Source organism: uncultured Jatrophihabitans sp., from assembly GCF_964252635.1.
Classification (GTDB): Bacteria; Actinomycetota; Actinomycetes; order Mycobacteriales; family Jatrophihabitantaceae; genus Jatrophihabitans.
The window spans coordinates 3,498-17,474 of record NZ_CAXUNP010000061.1; the positions used below are offsets into that span (position 1 = coordinate 3,498).

The following is a 13,977-nucleotide window of genomic DNA, read 5'->3' on the forward strand; positions in this document are numbered from 1 at the left end:
GCTCGCTCCGCAAGCGTCGCTCAGTGACAATGCTCGCTCCGCAAGCGTCGCTCAGCGGTCCTCGAGCAACGTCCCCACGTACCGTGCGACCGCCGTCACCCGCGCCATCGTGTGCGCGTAGTCCATGCGGCGCGGCCCGAGCACGCCGACGGCGCCGAGCGCGGCCCCCCGCACGCCGTAGCCGGTGGACACCACCGCCGCCCCGGCCAGCCCCTCGTGCTGGGTCTCGTTGCCGATGGCCACGACGATCTTGCTCGACGCGACCGACTCGTCGAGCAGGCGCAGTAGCACGACCTGCTCCTCGAGGGCCTCCAGCACCGGGCGGATGGCCGGGAAGTCCAGGGTGCGCTCGGTCAGGTTGGCGGTACCGCCCAGGACGATGCGGTCACTGCTCGGCTCGACGAGTACCTCGAGCAGCACCGACGTGAGGGTGACGAGCAGCCCGCGCAGCTCCGGCACGACGTGGGCGGGGAGCTCGCTGACGACCTCGGGCGCCTCGGCCAGCAGCCGGTCGCGCAGCCGCGCGTTGAGGGTGGCGCGCAGCTCGTAGACCACCGGCTCGGCCACGTCGGCGGGCAGCTCGACGATGCGCTGCTCGACGCGCCCGGTGTCGGTGATGAGCACCAGCATGAGCCGGGACGCATTCAGCATCACCAGCTCGAGGTGCCGGATACGGCTGCGGGACAGCGACGGGTACTGCACGACGGCGACGTTGCGCGTCAGCTGCGCGAGCGTGCGGACGGCGCGGTGCAGCACGTCGTCGAGGTCGACCGCGCCGTCGAGGAAGGTGTGGATGGCGCGCCGCTCGGCCCCGGACAGCGGCTTGATCTCGGTCAGGCTGTCGACGAACAGCCGGTAGCCGGCGTCGGTCGGCACCCGCCCCGCGCTGGTGTGGGGCTGGTGGATCAGCCCGTCCTCCTCCAGCGCCGCCATGTCGTTGCGGATCGTGGCAGGCGACACACCCAGGTTGTGACGGTCGACGAGTGCCTTGCTGCCCACCGGCTCGTTGGTGGCGATGAAGTCGGCGACGATGGCGCGCAGGACCTCGAGCCGTCGGTCTTCGGTCGCCATGCCGTCGCCTCCCCTCCGGGTTCCCGGGTGTGTGCGTCCAGTTTAGTGGCGCGCATCGGTGTCCCGGTGACGATAGGGTCGCGACGGACATGCCGGTGGCAACTGCGGGGTAGCACGTGATCTTCAAGGCGGTACGTGACGGTCGTCCGTACCCCGACCACGGGTTGTCGGCCCGGGACTGGGCCAACGTCGCGCCCCGCACGATCCGCCTCGACGAGCTGACCACCACGAAGCGGCAGCTCGAGCTGGATCATCTGCTCGACGAGGACTCCACCTTCTACGGCGACCTGTTCCCGCACGGCGTGCACTGGCACGGCGAGATCTACCTCGAGGACGGGCTGCACCGGGCGCTGCGGGCAGCACTGCAGGGCCGCAACACGCTGCACGTGCGCATCCTCGACCTCGACGCGTTCAAGAAGGGCAGCGGCTGACGGCTGCTCACGCGTTGCCGGTCAGGCGTCGACGAGCAGCTCGCGGACGACCGCGTCGGCCATCAGCCGGCCGCGCTGGGTCAGCACCACCCGGCCGGTGTCCAGGGCCGGCGGGTCGAGCAGCCCCCAGCTCACGAGCTGCGGAAGCACCCGCGACGACGACGCGGGCAAGGTGTCGACGCCGATCCCCTCGCGCAGCCGCACGCCGAGCATCACCCGCTCGGTCAGCCGCGCGCCCTCGTCGAGGGTCTCCCGGCCCGCGGCCGGACTGCTGCCGGTGTCGAGTAGCGCGCCGTAGCGGACCGGGTGCTTGACGTTCCACCAGCGCACCCCGCCGACGTGGCTGTGGGCGCCGGGGCCGAGCCCCCACCAGTTGGCGTCGCTCCAGTACAGCTCGTTGTGCCGGCAGCGGGCGGCGTCGGAGGTCGCCCAGTTCGAGACCTCGTACCACTCGAAGCCTGCGGCGCGCAGCGTGGCGTCCGCCTGCAGGTACCGGTCGGCAAGAACGTCGTCGTCCGGGGCCGGCACAACGCCCCGCGCGACCTGCCGAGCCAGGGCCGTGCCCTGCTCGACGACCAGGGCGTACGCGCTGACGTGGTCGGGCTCCGCCCCGACCGCGGCGTCCAGCGACGCCTGCCAGTCGGCGTCGGTCTCGTGCGGCGAACCGTAGATGAGGTCCAGGTTGACGTGCTCGAAGCCCGCGGCACGAGCCTCGGCCACCGCCGCCTCGGGTCGTCCTGGGCGGTGGGTGCGGTCGAGCACCGACAGCACCTTGGGCACCGCGGACTGCATCCCCAGCGAGATCCGGGTGAACCCCGCCTCCCGCAGCGCCGCCAGGTAGGCCGGCGTCACCGTCTCCGGGTTTGCCTCCGTCGTAATCTCGACGTCGTCCGCCAGCCCGAGGCGGTCCCCGATCTCCTGGATGATCAGCCCGAGGTGCTCGGCCGGCAGCAGGGTGGGCGTGCCCCCGCCGAAGAAGATCGTCGACGCCGGAGGCGGCGCACCGTCCAGCACCACCTCGGCGAGCCGCAGCTCGCGCAGCATGGTGTCGGCGTAGCTGCCCCGGCTGACGCCCGGGCCCAGCTCCTCTGCCGTGTAGGTGTTGAAGTCGCAGTAGCCGCACCGCGTCGAGCAGAACGGCACGTGGACGTAGACGCCGAACGGGGCTCCGGCCGCCTGCTCCAGGGTCGCGCGGTTCAGCCGACCACTCGGCGGCGGCGGATCACCGTGGGGCAGCGCGGACGGCACGTCCACCAGTGTGCGGCACGCCGGGACCGCGCCCGGTCGGGCCTGCCGATCCGGTCAGTCGCTGCGCGGCAGGTCGTCGGTCAGACCCAGCGACCACACCGCGAGCGTGTGCACCCCCAGCGACCGGGCCAGGGCGCTCCGGCGCTGCAGCGACTGGGCGTCCGACCACCACACGGTGCCGCCCTTGGCGAGCCGTCCGTGCCACTCCCCCTGGGTGGCGTCCCACCGGGCCGATGATCCCGCGGCCCGGCGTGCCGCTCGGTCACTCAGCTGCGGTCCCGGTGCCGTGGGTGGGCCAGGTGTAGCCGTACCCGGCCACGCCGAGCACCGCCTTGGTCCGCGGCACCGAGGCCAGCATCGCCCGCAGCGTCCGTCGCGCCCAGGGCAGGCCGCCGACGGGCCCGGCCTTCGTCCACGTCGGGCCGTGCTGGTCGTAGCCCATCAGCACCAACCGGGTGAGCAACCGCGACAGAGCGGGAAGGTCGTAGCCCAGCTGCCGATAGCCCTGACGTGTCGTGCTCGCCATCACCGCCATGCTCAGCGAGGTGCGGCGGGGCAGCGCGGCGCGCAGCTCACGGGTGAAGGTGGTGAGCCCGGCGCGGTCGGTTGCGCGCAACGACTCGAGGTCCAGGTGGATGCCGTTCCATCCCCGGCGGGCGTCGGTCACCAGCGCCGCGATGACCGTCCTGCGGTGCTGCGCCGACGAGAACAGCCGGTGAGCGGCGGCCGGGTCGAAGTCCCCGAGACGGCTGCTGAAGTTGCCGACGAGCAGCTCGGCGCTCCGGCGCGCCCGGTGCGTCGCGGCCAGCATGGCGCGGGCGCCGGCGTCCACCAACGAGACCCGGGTTCCCGCCCCGTTGATGTTGACGCCGTCGACGGCGGCAACGGTCAGCGACGGCAGGTTGCGGCGCAGCGCGGCGGGCCCGTCACCGGACTCGACGTAGCCGATCACGGTGGGCGCGGACCCGGCCCGGTCGGCGTGTCGGCCGTCGGCCGTGAACGCCGTCAGTGAGCAGACGGCGACGACAGCGGCCGTCGCGATCGTGAGCGCCCGGGTCACCGTCATGGGCACATCATGCCGCCCGTCCTGCACGCGGGGAGACGTCGACGCCACCACGGCACCCGACTCTCCCGAGCGGGCGCTCAACCCACGAGAACGCGCACCGGACGTTCGCTGCCGGCGGTCCGCGCCTCGGCGTCGGCCAGGACCGCGAGCAGACGCGCCAGGTCGTCGGGCGGTGCGGACGGCACCCGCACCGTCACCGGTGCGTCGGGCAGCCAGCTCAGGTCGCGCAGCACGTCGGCCAGCCCGTCGAGGTTGGGTGACGCCCACGCCGGTGCACCCACCTGCCGGTACACGTCGGCGATCGCGTCACGCAGCGACCCGGACGCGGTCACCGGTTCACGTCCACGCGCTTGAAGGTGTCGTAGTGGTCGTCGGTGTAGAAGTACTCCCCGGACCGTCCGGTGACGAGGCGCCGGGCACCGCGATCGTCCGAACCCGGCGTCGGCACCGTGTATTCGTGGTACCAGCCGTCGGGTTCGCGGGGTAGCACGTGCTCGTAGTTGTGGAACACCGCGCCGTCGTTGCGCGGGTACGGGAACGGGCCGCCGGCGCGGATGAGACGCACCGTGGCCGCCACCTGTCGCGGCAGCGACGACAGCGCCACCTCGTCGGAGCGGGTCGGGTCTGGCGAGCCGGTGGAGGAGGACGCAGTGGGCGTCGGTCCGTGCGACGAGTCGTGCGACGTCGACGCGTTCACGGCGTAGCCCACGATGAGCGCCACCACGAGGGCGAGCAGCGCGATCAGCGGCCGGCGGGTCCGGCGTAACGGTCTGCGCACCCTCCGACTCTAGGGGCGACGACTGCCGGGCCGCCGACGGCAGGGGTCGCGTCCACCGGTCGGGCGCCGGGTGCTTGTATCGAGTCATGGGTGATTCGCTGAGCGCGACGACGATCATGATCAAGGGTGCGGGCGAGGAGGACATCGAGGCCTACCTCGCGACCCCCGACAGCCGGGAGAGCCGCGGCGGCGTGGTGGTCATCCACCACATGCCCGGTTACGACCGGGCCAGCAAGGAGATCGTGCGCCGCTTCGCCGAGCTGGGCTACGACGCGATCTGCCCCAACCTCTACTGGCGCGACGCGCCCGGTGCCGACCCCGCCGACGCGGCGGCGGCCGGCCGCGCCAAGGGCGGGGTGCCCGACGACCGGCTCGTCGGCGACGTCACCGGCGCCGCCGCGTTCCTGCGCGGGCTGACCGCCAACAACGGCAAGGTCGGTGCCATCGGCTACTGCTCCGGCGGGCGGCAGGCCGTTCTCGCCGCGGCCACCGTCGACCTGGACGCCGCGGTCGACTGCTACGGCGCCTTCGTCACCGGCACGCCGCCGGCGGACTTCCCGCTGAAGGTCACGAACCTGGTCGACCGGATTCCCGACATCCGCTGCCCCGTCCTCGGGCTGTTCGGCAACGACGACTCCCATCCCAGCCCCGAGCAGGTCGACGAGTTCGAGCAGCTGCTGCGCGACAACGGCAAGACCTACGACTTCCACCGCTACGACGGCGCCGGGCACGCGTTCTTCTCCGTCGACCGTCCCTCGTACCGCCCCGAGGCGGCCAACGACGGCTGGGAACAAGTCGAGTCCTTCTTCGGCACCCACCTCGCCGCCACGGAGGCCTGACGTGTGCACCTACGCGACCATGACCGCCCGGATGACCGGCAGCGCCAAGGGCCCGAACGGCTCGTGGTTCAAGGTCACCGACGCGACGGTGTACTTCGACCACCCCGTCCACGCGATGGCCGAGCACACGCTGAACATCGACCTCGCCGCACCGGCCAAGGGCCCGGCCGCCCGGGTGGCGGTGGAGCTCACCGCCGCGTCCGCGCTCGAGCTGGTGGCGGCCATCCAGGCCGCCCTCGCCAGCGCACCCGCCGAGCTGAAGACCTGACGGCTGGCTAGGGTCGGTGCATGCGCGCCGTCTATGCCGAGTCCATCAACCCCGACGAGCCGCTGAACGGTCTCGTCGTCGGTGAACGCCCCGAGCCCGAGGTGCCCGACGGCTGGACGCGGGTCGCGGTCCGGGCGGCGAGCCTGAACCATCACGACCTCTGGACGCTCAAGGGCGTCGGCATCAAGGCCGAGCAGCTGCCGATGATCCTGGGTTGCGACGCCGCCGGCATCGACGAGTCGACCGGCGACGAGGTCGTCGTCCACGCCGTGATCAACACCCCCGGCTGGACGGGCGACGACACCGTCGACCCGGGCCGCACGCTGCTGTCCGAGAAGCACCAGGGCTCGCTGGCCGAGTACGTCGCCGTGCCCGCCCGCAACGTCGTGCCCAAGCCCGAGGACCTCTCCTTCGCCGAGGCCGCCTGCCTGTCGACGGCTTGGCTCACCGCCTACCGGATGCTGTTCACGAAGTCCGGGCTGCAGCCCGGGCAGTCGGTGCTCGTGCAGGGCGCCAGCGGCGGCGTCGCGACCGCGTGCATCGCCATGGCCCGCGCAGCGGGTTTCCGGGTCTTCGCCACCGCGCGCACGGAGGCCAAGCAGGCCCGCGCCCTGGAGCTCGGCGCCCACGCCGTCTTCGCCTCGGGCGCCCGGCTGCCCGAGAAGGTCGACGCGGTGATGGAGACCGTCGGCGAGGCGACCTACGCGCACTCGGCGCGGGCGCTGAAGCCCGGCGGCCGCATCGTGATCTCCGGTGCGACGTCCGGACCGAACCCGCCGGCGGACCTGGCCCGCTTCTTCTTCCTGCAGCTCGAACTCGTGGGCTCGACGATGGGCACGAAGGCCGAGCTGCAGCAGCTCATCGCATTCCTGGATGCCACCGGGCTGCGCCCCGTCATCGACCGCACGCTGCCGCTCGAACAAGCCGGCGAGGGCATCGCGGCGATCGCGTCCGGCGACCTCGTCGGGAAGATCGTCCTCGAGGTCTGAGGCCTACTTCTTGCCGGCGGCCGCGGTGTCGTCGGACGACAGGGCGGCGATGAAGGCCTCCTGCGGGACCTCGACGCGGCCCACCATCTTCATCCGCTTCTTGCCTTCCTTCTGCTTCTCGAGCAGCTTGCGCTTGCGGGTGATGTCGCCGCCGTAGCACTTGGCCAGCACGTCCTTGCGGATGGCGCTGATGTTCTCGCGCGCGATGATCCGGGCGCCGATGGCCGCCTGGATGGGCACCTCGAACTGCTGACGCGGGATGAGCTTGCGCAACTTGCCGGTCATCATCGTGCCGTAGGCGTAGGCCTTGTCGCGGTGGACGATCGCCGAGAACGCGTCGACCGTCTCCCCCTGCAGCAGGATGTCGACCTTCACCAGCTCGGACGCCTGCTCCCCGGACAGCTCGTAGTCGAGGCTGGCATACCCTCGGGTACGGGACTTCAGCTGGTCGAAGAAGTCGAAGATGATCTCGCCGAGCGGCAAGGTGTAGCGCAGCTCGACCCTGGTCTCCGACAGGTAGTCCATGCCGCCGAGCTGGCCACGGCGCTCCTGGCAGAGCTCCATGATCGCGCCGATGTAGTCGCTCGGCGCGATGATCATGGCCTTGACGACGGGCTCGTGCGTCTCGGCGATCTTCTTGCCGCTGGGCCAGTCCGAGGGGTTGGTGACGACGTGCTCACCGCCGTCCTCGAGCACGACGCGGTAGACCACGTTGGGCGCGGTGCTGATGAGGTCCAGGTTGAACTCGCGCTCGAGGCGGTCGCGCGTGATCTCGAGGTGCAGCAGCCCGAGGAACCCGCACCGGAACCCGAAGCCGAGCGCCGCGCTCGACTCCGGCTCGTACACCAGCGCCGCGTCGTTCAGGCGCAGTTTGTCGAGTGCGTCGCGCAGGATTGGGTAGTCGGACCCGTCCAGCGGATACAGCCCGGAGTAGACCATCGGGCGCGGGTCGCGGTACCCGCCCAACGACTCCTCGGCCGGCTTGGCCAGGTCGGTGACGGTGTCGCCGACGCGGGACTGCCGGACGTCCTTCACCCCGGTGATGAGGTAGCCGACCTCGCCCACCGACAAGCCGTCGGTCGGTACCGGCTCGGGTGAGATCACGCCGATCTCGAGCAGCTCGTGGGTGGCACCCGTCGACATCATCTTGATGCGCTGCCGCGGCGTGAAGTGCCCGTCGACGACGCGAATGTAGGTGATGACCCCGCGGTAGATGTCGTACACGGAGTCGAAAATCATCGCCCGCGGGGCGCCGTCGGCTGCGCCCACCGGTGCGGGAATGTCGCGGCAGACGCGGTCGAGGACCTCGGCGACGCCCTGGCCGGTCTTCGCGCTGATGCGCAGCACGTCGTCGGCCTCGCAGCCCAGGATGTGCGCGATCTCGGCGGCGTACAGGTCCGGCTGTGCGGCGGGCAGGTCAATCTTGTTGAGCACCGGGATGATCTGCAGGTCGTTCTCGAGCGCCAGGTAGAGGTTCGCGAGCGTCTGCGCCTCGATGCCCTGTGCGGCGTCGACGAGCAGGATCGCGCCCTCGCAGGCGGCGAGGCTGCGACTGACCTCGTAGGTGAAGTCGACGTGCCCGGGGGTGTCGATCATGTCCAGGACGTGCTCGACGCCCGTCTCGCGACTCATCCACGGCAGCCGCACGTTCTGGCTCTTGATGGTGATGCCGCGCTCGCGCTCGATGTCCATCCGGTCGAGGTATTGCGCGCGGGCGTGCCGCTCATCGACGACGCCGGTGAGCTGCAGCATGCGGTCGGCGAGCGTGGACTTGCCGTGATCGATATGGGCGATGATGCAGAAGTTGCGAATCCGAGCCGGATCCGTCCGGCCTACGGAGGTCACGCCTGCCATTTTGCCATGCCGGGCGGCCGGTTCGGACCGCCCGGCGCGGGGCCCCCCCGGGGGGGGGGGCCCGGCGCCCGGGGGGGGGGGGGCAGGGGGCCGCCGCGCGCAGGGGGCGGGGGCCGGGTGTGCCCGCGGGCCTTTTGGCCTTGCGGGGGGGCGGGTGGGCCCGGCGGGGGGGGGGCCGACCCGGTGGGGTCGGCCCGTCGACCGGTGCGTTCGGTCTCAGGTCAGCGCTGCCAGAAGTGGCGCTTCGCCGGCTCGGGCGGTGCCGTGGCGGTGCCGCGTGCCGTTCCCGGCCCGGTGGGCGCGAACTGACCGTCTGCCGGGGGCTGCTGACCCTGCCGGCCGACGTCCTGCTGCACGGACCGGCCGTCCGTCGCGGAGCGGTCGTACTGCCGGTCGTCCACCCCGCGGCCGTCGGCTGCGGGCTGCTCGTGCCGCCCGCCCTGGTCCTGGCGGTCGTCGTAGCGGTCGCGGTCCGACCCACGGTCGTCGCGGAGATCGCGGTCGTTGCGGAGGTCGTTGCGGTCGTCGCGGACATCGCCCCGGTCGTCGCGGTTGTCGCGCAGATCGCGGTCGTCGTCGTCGCGCCGGGACTGCCGGGCACGAGCCGCCTCGGCGTCGGCCTCGGCGTTCTCGCGTGCCAGCTTCTCCTCGCGGCGCTCCGCGGCGTGCTGGTCACGCAACGACACCACCGAGAGCCGCCCGAAGGCGGTGGCCGCGAAGTAGACGATCGCGACGCCCAGCAGGGTGAACATGGCCAGCGTCTCGAGGATGCGGATGCCGGAGCCGCTGTTCGCCGGGCTGCCGGGCGATCCGATGTGCCACTCGTTCGCCAGCTCGAGGCCGACGACGAACCAGGCGCCGGCGGCGACGCCGATCCAGGACGCCACGAGGGTGACGGTGCGGCTGCTGCTGGTGAGCAGCAGGAAACCGGCGAGGAAGGCGGCCGCGCCGGGCAGCACCTCGAGCCAGCCGCGCGCCGCGTCCCACTGCCACGCCTTGTCCGGGGTGTAGGAGAAGTTGAAATAGGGCCCGATGAAGGGGATGAGGGCGCCCCAGGCGCCGAGCACCATGAGGGCGACGCCGCTGAGGGCTCCCCGGGAGCGAGCGACCTTGCGCTTCGCTCCGGGAGCGTGATCCTTGGCCATGACGACCTCCGTTTGTATTGGGTATTCACCGTGCCGTACCCGTCCCGTGGTCCGAATATGCGGCCCGGCCCGGCCGGCGCCGTTGTAGGAGGGCCACAGCGGGCCTGTGACCGGGCCGCGCGTCGGGCTAGCCTGCTCGCATGGGCGGCGCTGGCGCATGAACGACGTCGTGGTGTTCTCGGGCAACGCCCACCGGCCGCTGGCCCAGTCGATCTGCGACTCGCTCGGCGTACCGCTGTCGGGCGTCGACATCCGCCGGTTCAGCAACGACTGCCTGTACGTGCAGCTGCACGAGAACTGCCGTCAGCGCGAGGTCTACATCGTCCAGCCCCTGGTCGCACCCACGCAGGAGCACCTCATGGAGCTGCTGCTGATGCTCGACGCCGCGCGTGGCGCGTCCGCCGCCCAGATCACCGCCGTCATCCCGCACTACGCCTACGCCCGCTCGGACAAGAAGGACGCGTCCCGCATCTCGATCGCCGGCCGCCTCGTGGCGGACATGCTGACCACCGCCGGCGCCGACCGGGTGCTCACCATGACCCTGCACGCACCCCAGGTCCACGGCTTCTTCTCGGTCCCGGTCGACCACCTGACCGCCATCGGCGAGCTGGCCGACCACTTCCGCGGGCGCGACCTCGACAACACCGTGGTCGTCTCCCCCGACCTCGGCAACGCCAAGACCGCCACCCAGTTCGCGCGCCTGCTCGGCCTGCCGGTGGCGGCGGGGTCCAAGCAGCGCCTGGCCGACGACCGGGTCGTCATCGACGCGATCGTCGGGGACGTGCAGGGCAAGCGGGCCATCGTCCTCGACGACGAGATCGCGACGGGCGGCTCCATCGTCGAGCTCCTGGAGCGCCTCGCGGAGCAGGACTGCGCCGGCGCGGCGATCGCCTGCACCCACGGCCTGTTCGCCGGCAAGGCCGTCCCCCGGCTGCGCGACCACCCGCTGGTGAGCGAGGTCGTGACCACCGACACCGTGCCCCCGCCGACCGACGACTGGCCCCAGCTCACGGTGCGGTCGGTGGCGCCGCTGTTCGCCGAGGCCATCTCCCGCATCCACGGCGGCGAATCCATCAGCAGCCTGTTCGACGGCGTCGATCCCACGCACGGACCGCCGCAACCCCAGCTCCCGTTCGGCTGAGGCGACTCATCCGGCAGGATGACCCCCATGACCGATCCGCGCACCGCCGTCGAATTCCGCCTGCCCGCCGCCTCGCTGACCAAGGGCGACCTGGTGAACACCACGCCCGGTGAGGACGACTGGCAGGAGGTCGTCGGCGTCTATGCCCGCGAGGCGGACGCGAAGAGCGCCGAGATCCGGACGCTGCTCGGCCAGCTCGGCGGCCGCTACGTCGTCGTGCAGCTCACCGACCTGGCGCCGGTGGACGGTGGGGTGTACTTCGACGACGAGGGCACGCCGATGATCTACGGTGACGACGAGTCCGAGGACCAGCCGGTGGCCGACGTCGTCAGCAGCACCGACGGCCTGCGGACCTACCTCTACACCAAGTTCGAGCTGGTCAGCGTGCGCGCCCGCTGAGGCGTTCCACGGGTCTTACGGACCGGTGTCGAACCGGCGTTCTGCGTCGCGTCGCCCGTCGGCCTGACCTAGGGTCGGTTTCAGCGCATCCACAGCTGGGAGGGCCCCGTGTCAGGCGAAGAGAAGATCACGACCGACGCCCTCAGGGCGCTCGCGACGAGCCTCGACGAGGTCCGCGAGTCCCTCGAGGGGGCGGCGCAGGCCATCGAGGCCGGGGAGATCGGCGGCAGCTCGTTCAGCAAGCTGGGTCTCGACATGGCCGTCCTCTACCCCAGCGCGCACTCGTTCGCCGTCCGTGACGCCGACCGCAAGGCCAAGCAGATCGAATCGGTGCAGGAGCGCCTCACGTCCACCGCCGAGACCTGGGACCGGGCCGAAGAGGCCAACACGGTCTCGCGCTGAGAAGGAGACCCACATGGCACTGCTGACCGCGGACGACGGCGTCTGGCTCGCCGTGCAGGGCGCCGAGCGGATGGTCGAGTTCGCCAGCTGTTGGGCGCCGGCGACGTTCGACATGTCCAAGACCATGGACAACGGCGCGGGCGGGCCCATCACGGTGGGTGAGGCGGCCGCGAAGTGGTACGACGGCGCCGCGAAGCTGCAGGAGGCGCAGCAGAACCTGACCGCGGCCGCCGCCAAGGTGCCCCGCGACTTCTGGACCGGTGCCGACCGCGAGCGCTTCGACACCGAGATCAGCAACCTGGCCGCCGAGATCGGCGACAGCCACAACTACGCCGAGGCGGTGGCCATCACCCTGACCGCGCTCACCGTCCCGCTCGCGGCCTGGCCCGCCGCGTGTATTGCCATCGGTGCCGTCGAGGCCTTCAACGCCGGCCTGTTCTACGCCGCGGCGGCCAGCGTGGTGGGCGACCTCGGGCCCAGCGAGGCGCTCTTCGCCGAGGGCGAGGCGGTCACCTACACCTGCCTGTCCGTCATCAACGCGTCGGCCGCGATCATGATCGCCTTGATGGCGGCGGCCACCGCCGCCATCGCCATCGCCGACGGTGCGGAGCTGGGTGCACAGTCCGGGCACGGCAACAACGCCGCGCTGCTCGATTTCTGCAAGGCCGCGATCGACAGCTCCGCCGAGGTCGCGCTGGCGGCCTACTCGGCGAAGGATTCTCGAGAGCCGGGCCGGCACGAGGCCGGCGTGCCGAAGCACCGGGCGCCCGAGACGCCCTTCCACGAACACGCCACCGAGCGGGCCAAGGACCGCGTCGGCGAGAACGCGAACAGCTACGGGGTGACGCCTGCGCTCAGGTCGCTCGCCGACGCCCTGATCCCGGGCGACGAGCCCAACCCCGACGACGAGAACTGGGGCGCGGGCGAGCCGGAGCCGAAGCAGCACCGGTAGCAGCGTCCGCCGGAGTCGACGGAGGCTGGGTGGTCAGCGGGGGCTGCGACGCTCCACGGCACGGTCGAGGTCGGACATCGCCCGACGGGCCCCGTCCACCGTGGTCTCACGGAGCTGGGCGAGTTGCTCCCGCACGTCCTCGGCCGACTGCGGGGTGCCGGTGCCCAGGCCGGCGGCGGCCAGCGCGGAACGGGTCTGCTCGCGCAGGTCCGCGATGGCTGCGGCGATCGCGGCCCGGATCTCGGCGGCGAGGTCCTCCGACGGCAACCGCATCGCGCGCGGGTCGATGTCCAGCCGCGACAGGCCCTGCGCCGTCCAGTCCACGTGCACCTTGTCGTCGGCGGTATCGGCGTGGCCGACGAGCTCGGCCAGCAGCGGGCGCAGGGTCTGGAAGTTGCCGAGCTGGGCCTCGGCCCGGCGCATGGCCTGCTCGGCCTGCTCGATCTGGCGGTAGGCGTCGTCGTTCGTCGACATGGACGCTGCTCCTCGGTGGCGCGGTCGGGGCGCCCGAGTATGTCAGGCCCGCGCCGCCGAGGTCAGGGAACGACGAACACCAGCACGACGATCACCGCGACGACGAGGGCGACACCGACCACCGCGCCGACGAGGAGGTACACCGAGCGCGGGTTCGCGAACGGCAGGTGTGCGGCGGCCGGGTCGACCGTCGCGCGGTTGCGGCTCAGGATCTGCTGCTCCGGCTTGGTGCTGACCAGCGCGACGTCGTGCTCGGACGCGAGCAGCGCGACCGGTCCGGGCCCCTGCCCCACCGTGCCGACGGCGAGGAGCGGGGCACCGACCGGGATGATCCATTCGGTGTGCACCTCCTGGTTGTCGAAGGGGCCGCCGCCGTAGCCGAGCCGGTTCGTCTCCCGGGACGGGTCGTCGACGAACACCACGGTGTTGATCGCGAACACGTCGGTGTCGACGTCCGTCCGCGTCGGGTCGACAGCGAGCGTCCCCGTACCGTCCTCGATCACGAAGGCGGCGGTGGAGCTGCGGTCGGACCCGAACGGCACTCCGGTCAACCCGTAGGTCCGGCCCGTGCTCCGCTGGTAGGGCAGGTCGGACGGCGCGATCGCGTTGAAGGGTTGCAGCGGCGGGTTGCGACTGAGCCAGGTGTCCCGGATGCGCCGGAAGACCACACTGCGGTACCAGACGCACTCGGCGCCCGAGAGCGGTGCGCGCAGCGGCCCACCAGGGCCGGGAGCCGCGCGGCCGGCGACGCGGACCGTCGAACCGGGTACTCGCACGGCGTTGCCGACGGTCATCGGGCGGGCCCGGCCGAAGGTGTCGAGGATGCCCTGCGCCGGCGGGCGGACGGGCTCGGAGTCGACCTCACCGGCCGGTCCCGACCGGGCCCGGGCGCCGGGGTCGGGGTCTGCGTCGGAGGGGTG

The 13,977-nt window shown here is 71.9% G+C and carries 17 protein-coding genes; 8 read left to right on the plus strand and 9 right to left on the minus strand.

Going from position 1 to position 13,977, the window contains the following annotated elements; all coding sequences use genetic code 11:
* Window positions 1–51 precede the first annotated feature (51 nt).
* The gene (gene hrcA / locus ACFFCA_RS18425; RefSeq protein WP_375487480.1) at window positions 52–1,071 is read right to left on the minus strand and encodes a heat-inducible transcriptional repressor HrcA; all 1,020 of its coding nucleotides are present in this window, start codon (window positions 1,069–1,071) and stop codon (window positions 52–54) included.
* 116 nt (window positions 1,072–1,187) lie between these two features.
* On the opposite strand from hrcA, the gene ACFFCA_RS18430 reads away from it, so the two are divergent.
* Entirely contained in the window at window positions 1,188–1,502 is a 315-nt protein-coding gene (locus ACFFCA_RS18430) for a type II toxin-antitoxin system VapB family antitoxin (protein ID WP_375487482.1), read from the plus strand.
* Window positions 1,503–1,523: 21 nt separating this feature from the next.
* Here the strand turns inward: ACFFCA_RS18430 and hemW are convergent, their stop codons facing one another.
* The 4 genes from hemW to ACFFCA_RS18450 form a co-directional block, all read right to left on the minus strand.
* Entirely contained in the window at window positions 1,524–2,750 is a 1,227-nt protein-coding gene (gene hemW / locus ACFFCA_RS18435) for a radical SAM family heme chaperone HemW (RefSeq protein ID WP_375487484.1), read from the minus strand.
* Between the two features lie 262 nt (window positions 2,751–3,012).
* The gene (locus tag ACFFCA_RS18440) at window positions 3,013–3,816 is read right to left on the minus strand and encodes a glycosyl hydrolase family 18 protein (protein ID WP_375487486.1); all 804 of its coding nucleotides are present in this window, start codon (window positions 3,814–3,816) and stop codon (window positions 3,013–3,015) included.
* Between the two features lie 77 nt (window positions 3,817–3,893).
* Window positions 3,894–4,148 carry a barstar family protein gene (locus ACFFCA_RS18445; RefSeq protein WP_375487488.1) on the minus strand — a complete coding sequence of 85 codons (255 nt, stop codon included), beginning with the start codon at window positions 4,146–4,148 and terminating at the stop codon, window positions 3,894–3,896.
* Window positions 4,145–4,594, minus strand: a complete 450-nt coding sequence (locus tag ACFFCA_RS18450) for a ribonuclease domain-containing protein (RefSeq protein ID WP_375487490.1) — start codon at window positions 4,592–4,594, stop codon at window positions 4,145–4,147. Before ACFFCA_RS18450 ends, ACFFCA_RS18445 begins: the two co-directional genes overlap by 4 nt.
* A gap of 86 nt (window positions 4,595–4,680) precedes the next feature.
* Between ACFFCA_RS18450 and ACFFCA_RS18455 the strand changes: the two genes are divergently transcribed.
* Genes ACFFCA_RS18455 through ACFFCA_RS18465 form a run of 3 tightly spaced genes read left to right on the plus strand, consistent with a single transcriptional unit; the run spans window position 4,681 to window position 6,690 of the window.
* On the plus strand, window positions 4,681–5,433 hold the full coding sequence (locus ACFFCA_RS18455; protein WP_375487492.1) for a dienelactone hydrolase family protein: 753 nt from the start codon (window positions 4,681–4,683) through the stop codon (window positions 5,431–5,433).
* Window position 5,434: 1 nt separating this feature from the next.
* The gene (locus tag ACFFCA_RS18460) at window positions 5,435–5,701 is read left to right on the plus strand and encodes a DUF6295 family protein (RefSeq protein WP_375487494.1); all 267 of its coding nucleotides are present in this window, start codon (window positions 5,435–5,437) and stop codon (window positions 5,699–5,701) included.
* Window positions 5,702–5,721: 20 nt separating this feature from the next.
* The gene (locus ACFFCA_RS18465; protein ID WP_375487496.1) at window positions 5,722–6,690 is read left to right on the plus strand and encodes a zinc-binding dehydrogenase; all 969 of its coding nucleotides are present in this window, start codon (window positions 5,722–5,724) and stop codon (window positions 6,688–6,690) included.
* 3 nt (window positions 6,691–6,693) lie between these two features.
* Here the strand turns inward: ACFFCA_RS18465 and lepA are convergent, their stop codons facing one another.
* A complete protein-coding gene (lepA, locus tag ACFFCA_RS18470) occupies window positions 6,694–8,544 on the minus strand; it encodes a translation elongation factor 4 (RefSeq protein ID WP_375487498.1) in 1,851 nt (616 codons plus the stop codon).
* Between the two features lie 221 nt (window positions 8,545–8,765).
* A complete protein-coding gene (locus ACFFCA_RS18475; RefSeq protein ID WP_375487500.1) occupies window positions 8,766–9,689 on the minus strand; it encodes an MFS transporter in 924 nt (307 codons plus the stop codon).
* A 157-nt stretch (window positions 9,690–9,846) separates the two neighbouring features.
* On the opposite strand from ACFFCA_RS18475, the gene ACFFCA_RS18480 reads away from it, so the two are divergent.
* From ACFFCA_RS18480 to ACFFCA_RS18495, 4 genes are all read left to right on the plus strand, one after another.
* On the plus strand, window positions 9,847–10,830 hold the full coding sequence (locus tag ACFFCA_RS18480; RefSeq protein ID WP_375487502.1) for a ribose-phosphate diphosphokinase: 984 nt from the start codon (window positions 9,847–9,849) through the stop codon (window positions 10,828–10,830).
* Window positions 10,831–10,857: 27 nt separating this feature from the next.
* Window positions 10,858–11,229: a hypothetical protein gene (locus tag ACFFCA_RS18485; protein WP_375487504.1), complete on the plus strand. Its 372-nt coding sequence runs from the start codon at window positions 10,858–10,860 to the stop codon at window positions 11,227–11,229.
* Between the two features lie 108 nt (window positions 11,230–11,337).
* Window positions 11,338–11,631 (plus strand): type VII secretion target, encoded by a 294-nt coding sequence (locus ACFFCA_RS18490; protein WP_375487506.1) that lies wholly within the window; start codon window positions 11,338–11,340, stop codon window positions 11,629–11,631.
* Window positions 11,632–11,644: 13 nt separating this feature from the next.
* On the plus strand, window positions 11,645–12,583 hold the full coding sequence (locus ACFFCA_RS18495) for a hypothetical protein (RefSeq protein WP_375487508.1): 939 nt from the start codon (window positions 11,645–11,647) through the stop codon (window positions 12,581–12,583).
* Between the two features lie 33 nt (window positions 12,584–12,616).
* On the opposite strand, the gene ACFFCA_RS18500 is transcribed toward ACFFCA_RS18495, so the two are convergent.
* Both ACFFCA_RS18500 and ACFFCA_RS18505 read right to left on the minus strand, forming a co-directional pair.
* Window positions 12,617–13,057, minus strand: a complete 441-nt coding sequence (locus ACFFCA_RS18500; protein ID WP_375487510.1) for a hypothetical protein — start codon at window positions 13,055–13,057, stop codon at window positions 12,617–12,619.
* Between the two features lie 62 nt (window positions 13,058–13,119).
* Window positions 13,120–13,977, minus strand: an 858-nt coding sequence (locus ACFFCA_RS18505; RefSeq protein WP_375487512.1) for a GIDE domain-containing protein, incomplete at its 5' end; no start/stop codon positions are given.

Coding starts and splice junctions, on each gene's coding strand:
- hrcA (WP_375487480.1), bottom strand. CDS start 1,071: ATGGCGACCGAAGACCGACGGCTCGAGGTCCTGCGCGCCATCGTCGCC.
- ACFFCA_RS18440 (WP_375487486.1), bottom strand. CDS start 3,816: ATGACGGTGACCCGGGCGCTCACGATCGCGACGGCCGCTGTCGTCGCC.
- ACFFCA_RS18455 (WP_375487492.1), top strand. CDS start 4,681: ATGGGTGATTCGCTGAGCGCGACGACGATCATGATCAAGGGTGCGGGC.
- ACFFCA_RS18465 (WP_375487496.1), top strand. CDS start 5,722: ATGCGCGCCGTCTATGCCGAGTCCATCAACCCCGACGAGCCGCTGAAC.
- lepA (WP_375487498.1), bottom strand. CDS start 8,544: ATGGCAGGCGTGACCTCCGTAGGCCGGACGGATCCGGCTCGGATTCGC.
- ACFFCA_RS18475 (WP_375487500.1), bottom strand. CDS start 9,689: ATGGCCAAGGATCACGCTCCCGGAGCGAAGCGCAAGGTCGCTCGCTCC.
- ACFFCA_RS18480 (WP_375487502.1), top strand. CDS start 9,847: ATGAACGACGTCGTGGTGTTCTCGGGCAACGCCCACCGGCCGCTGGCC.
- ACFFCA_RS18485 (WP_375487504.1), top strand. CDS start 10,858: ATGACCGATCCGCGCACCGCCGTCGAATTCCGCCTGCCCGCCGCCTCG.
- ACFFCA_RS18495 (WP_375487508.1), top strand. CDS start 11,645: ATGGCACTGCTGACCGCGGACGACGGCGTCTGGCTCGCCGTGCAGGGC.
- ACFFCA_RS18500 (WP_375487510.1), bottom strand. CDS start 13,057: ATGTCGACGAACGACGACGCCTACCGCCAGATCGAGCAGGCCGAGCAG.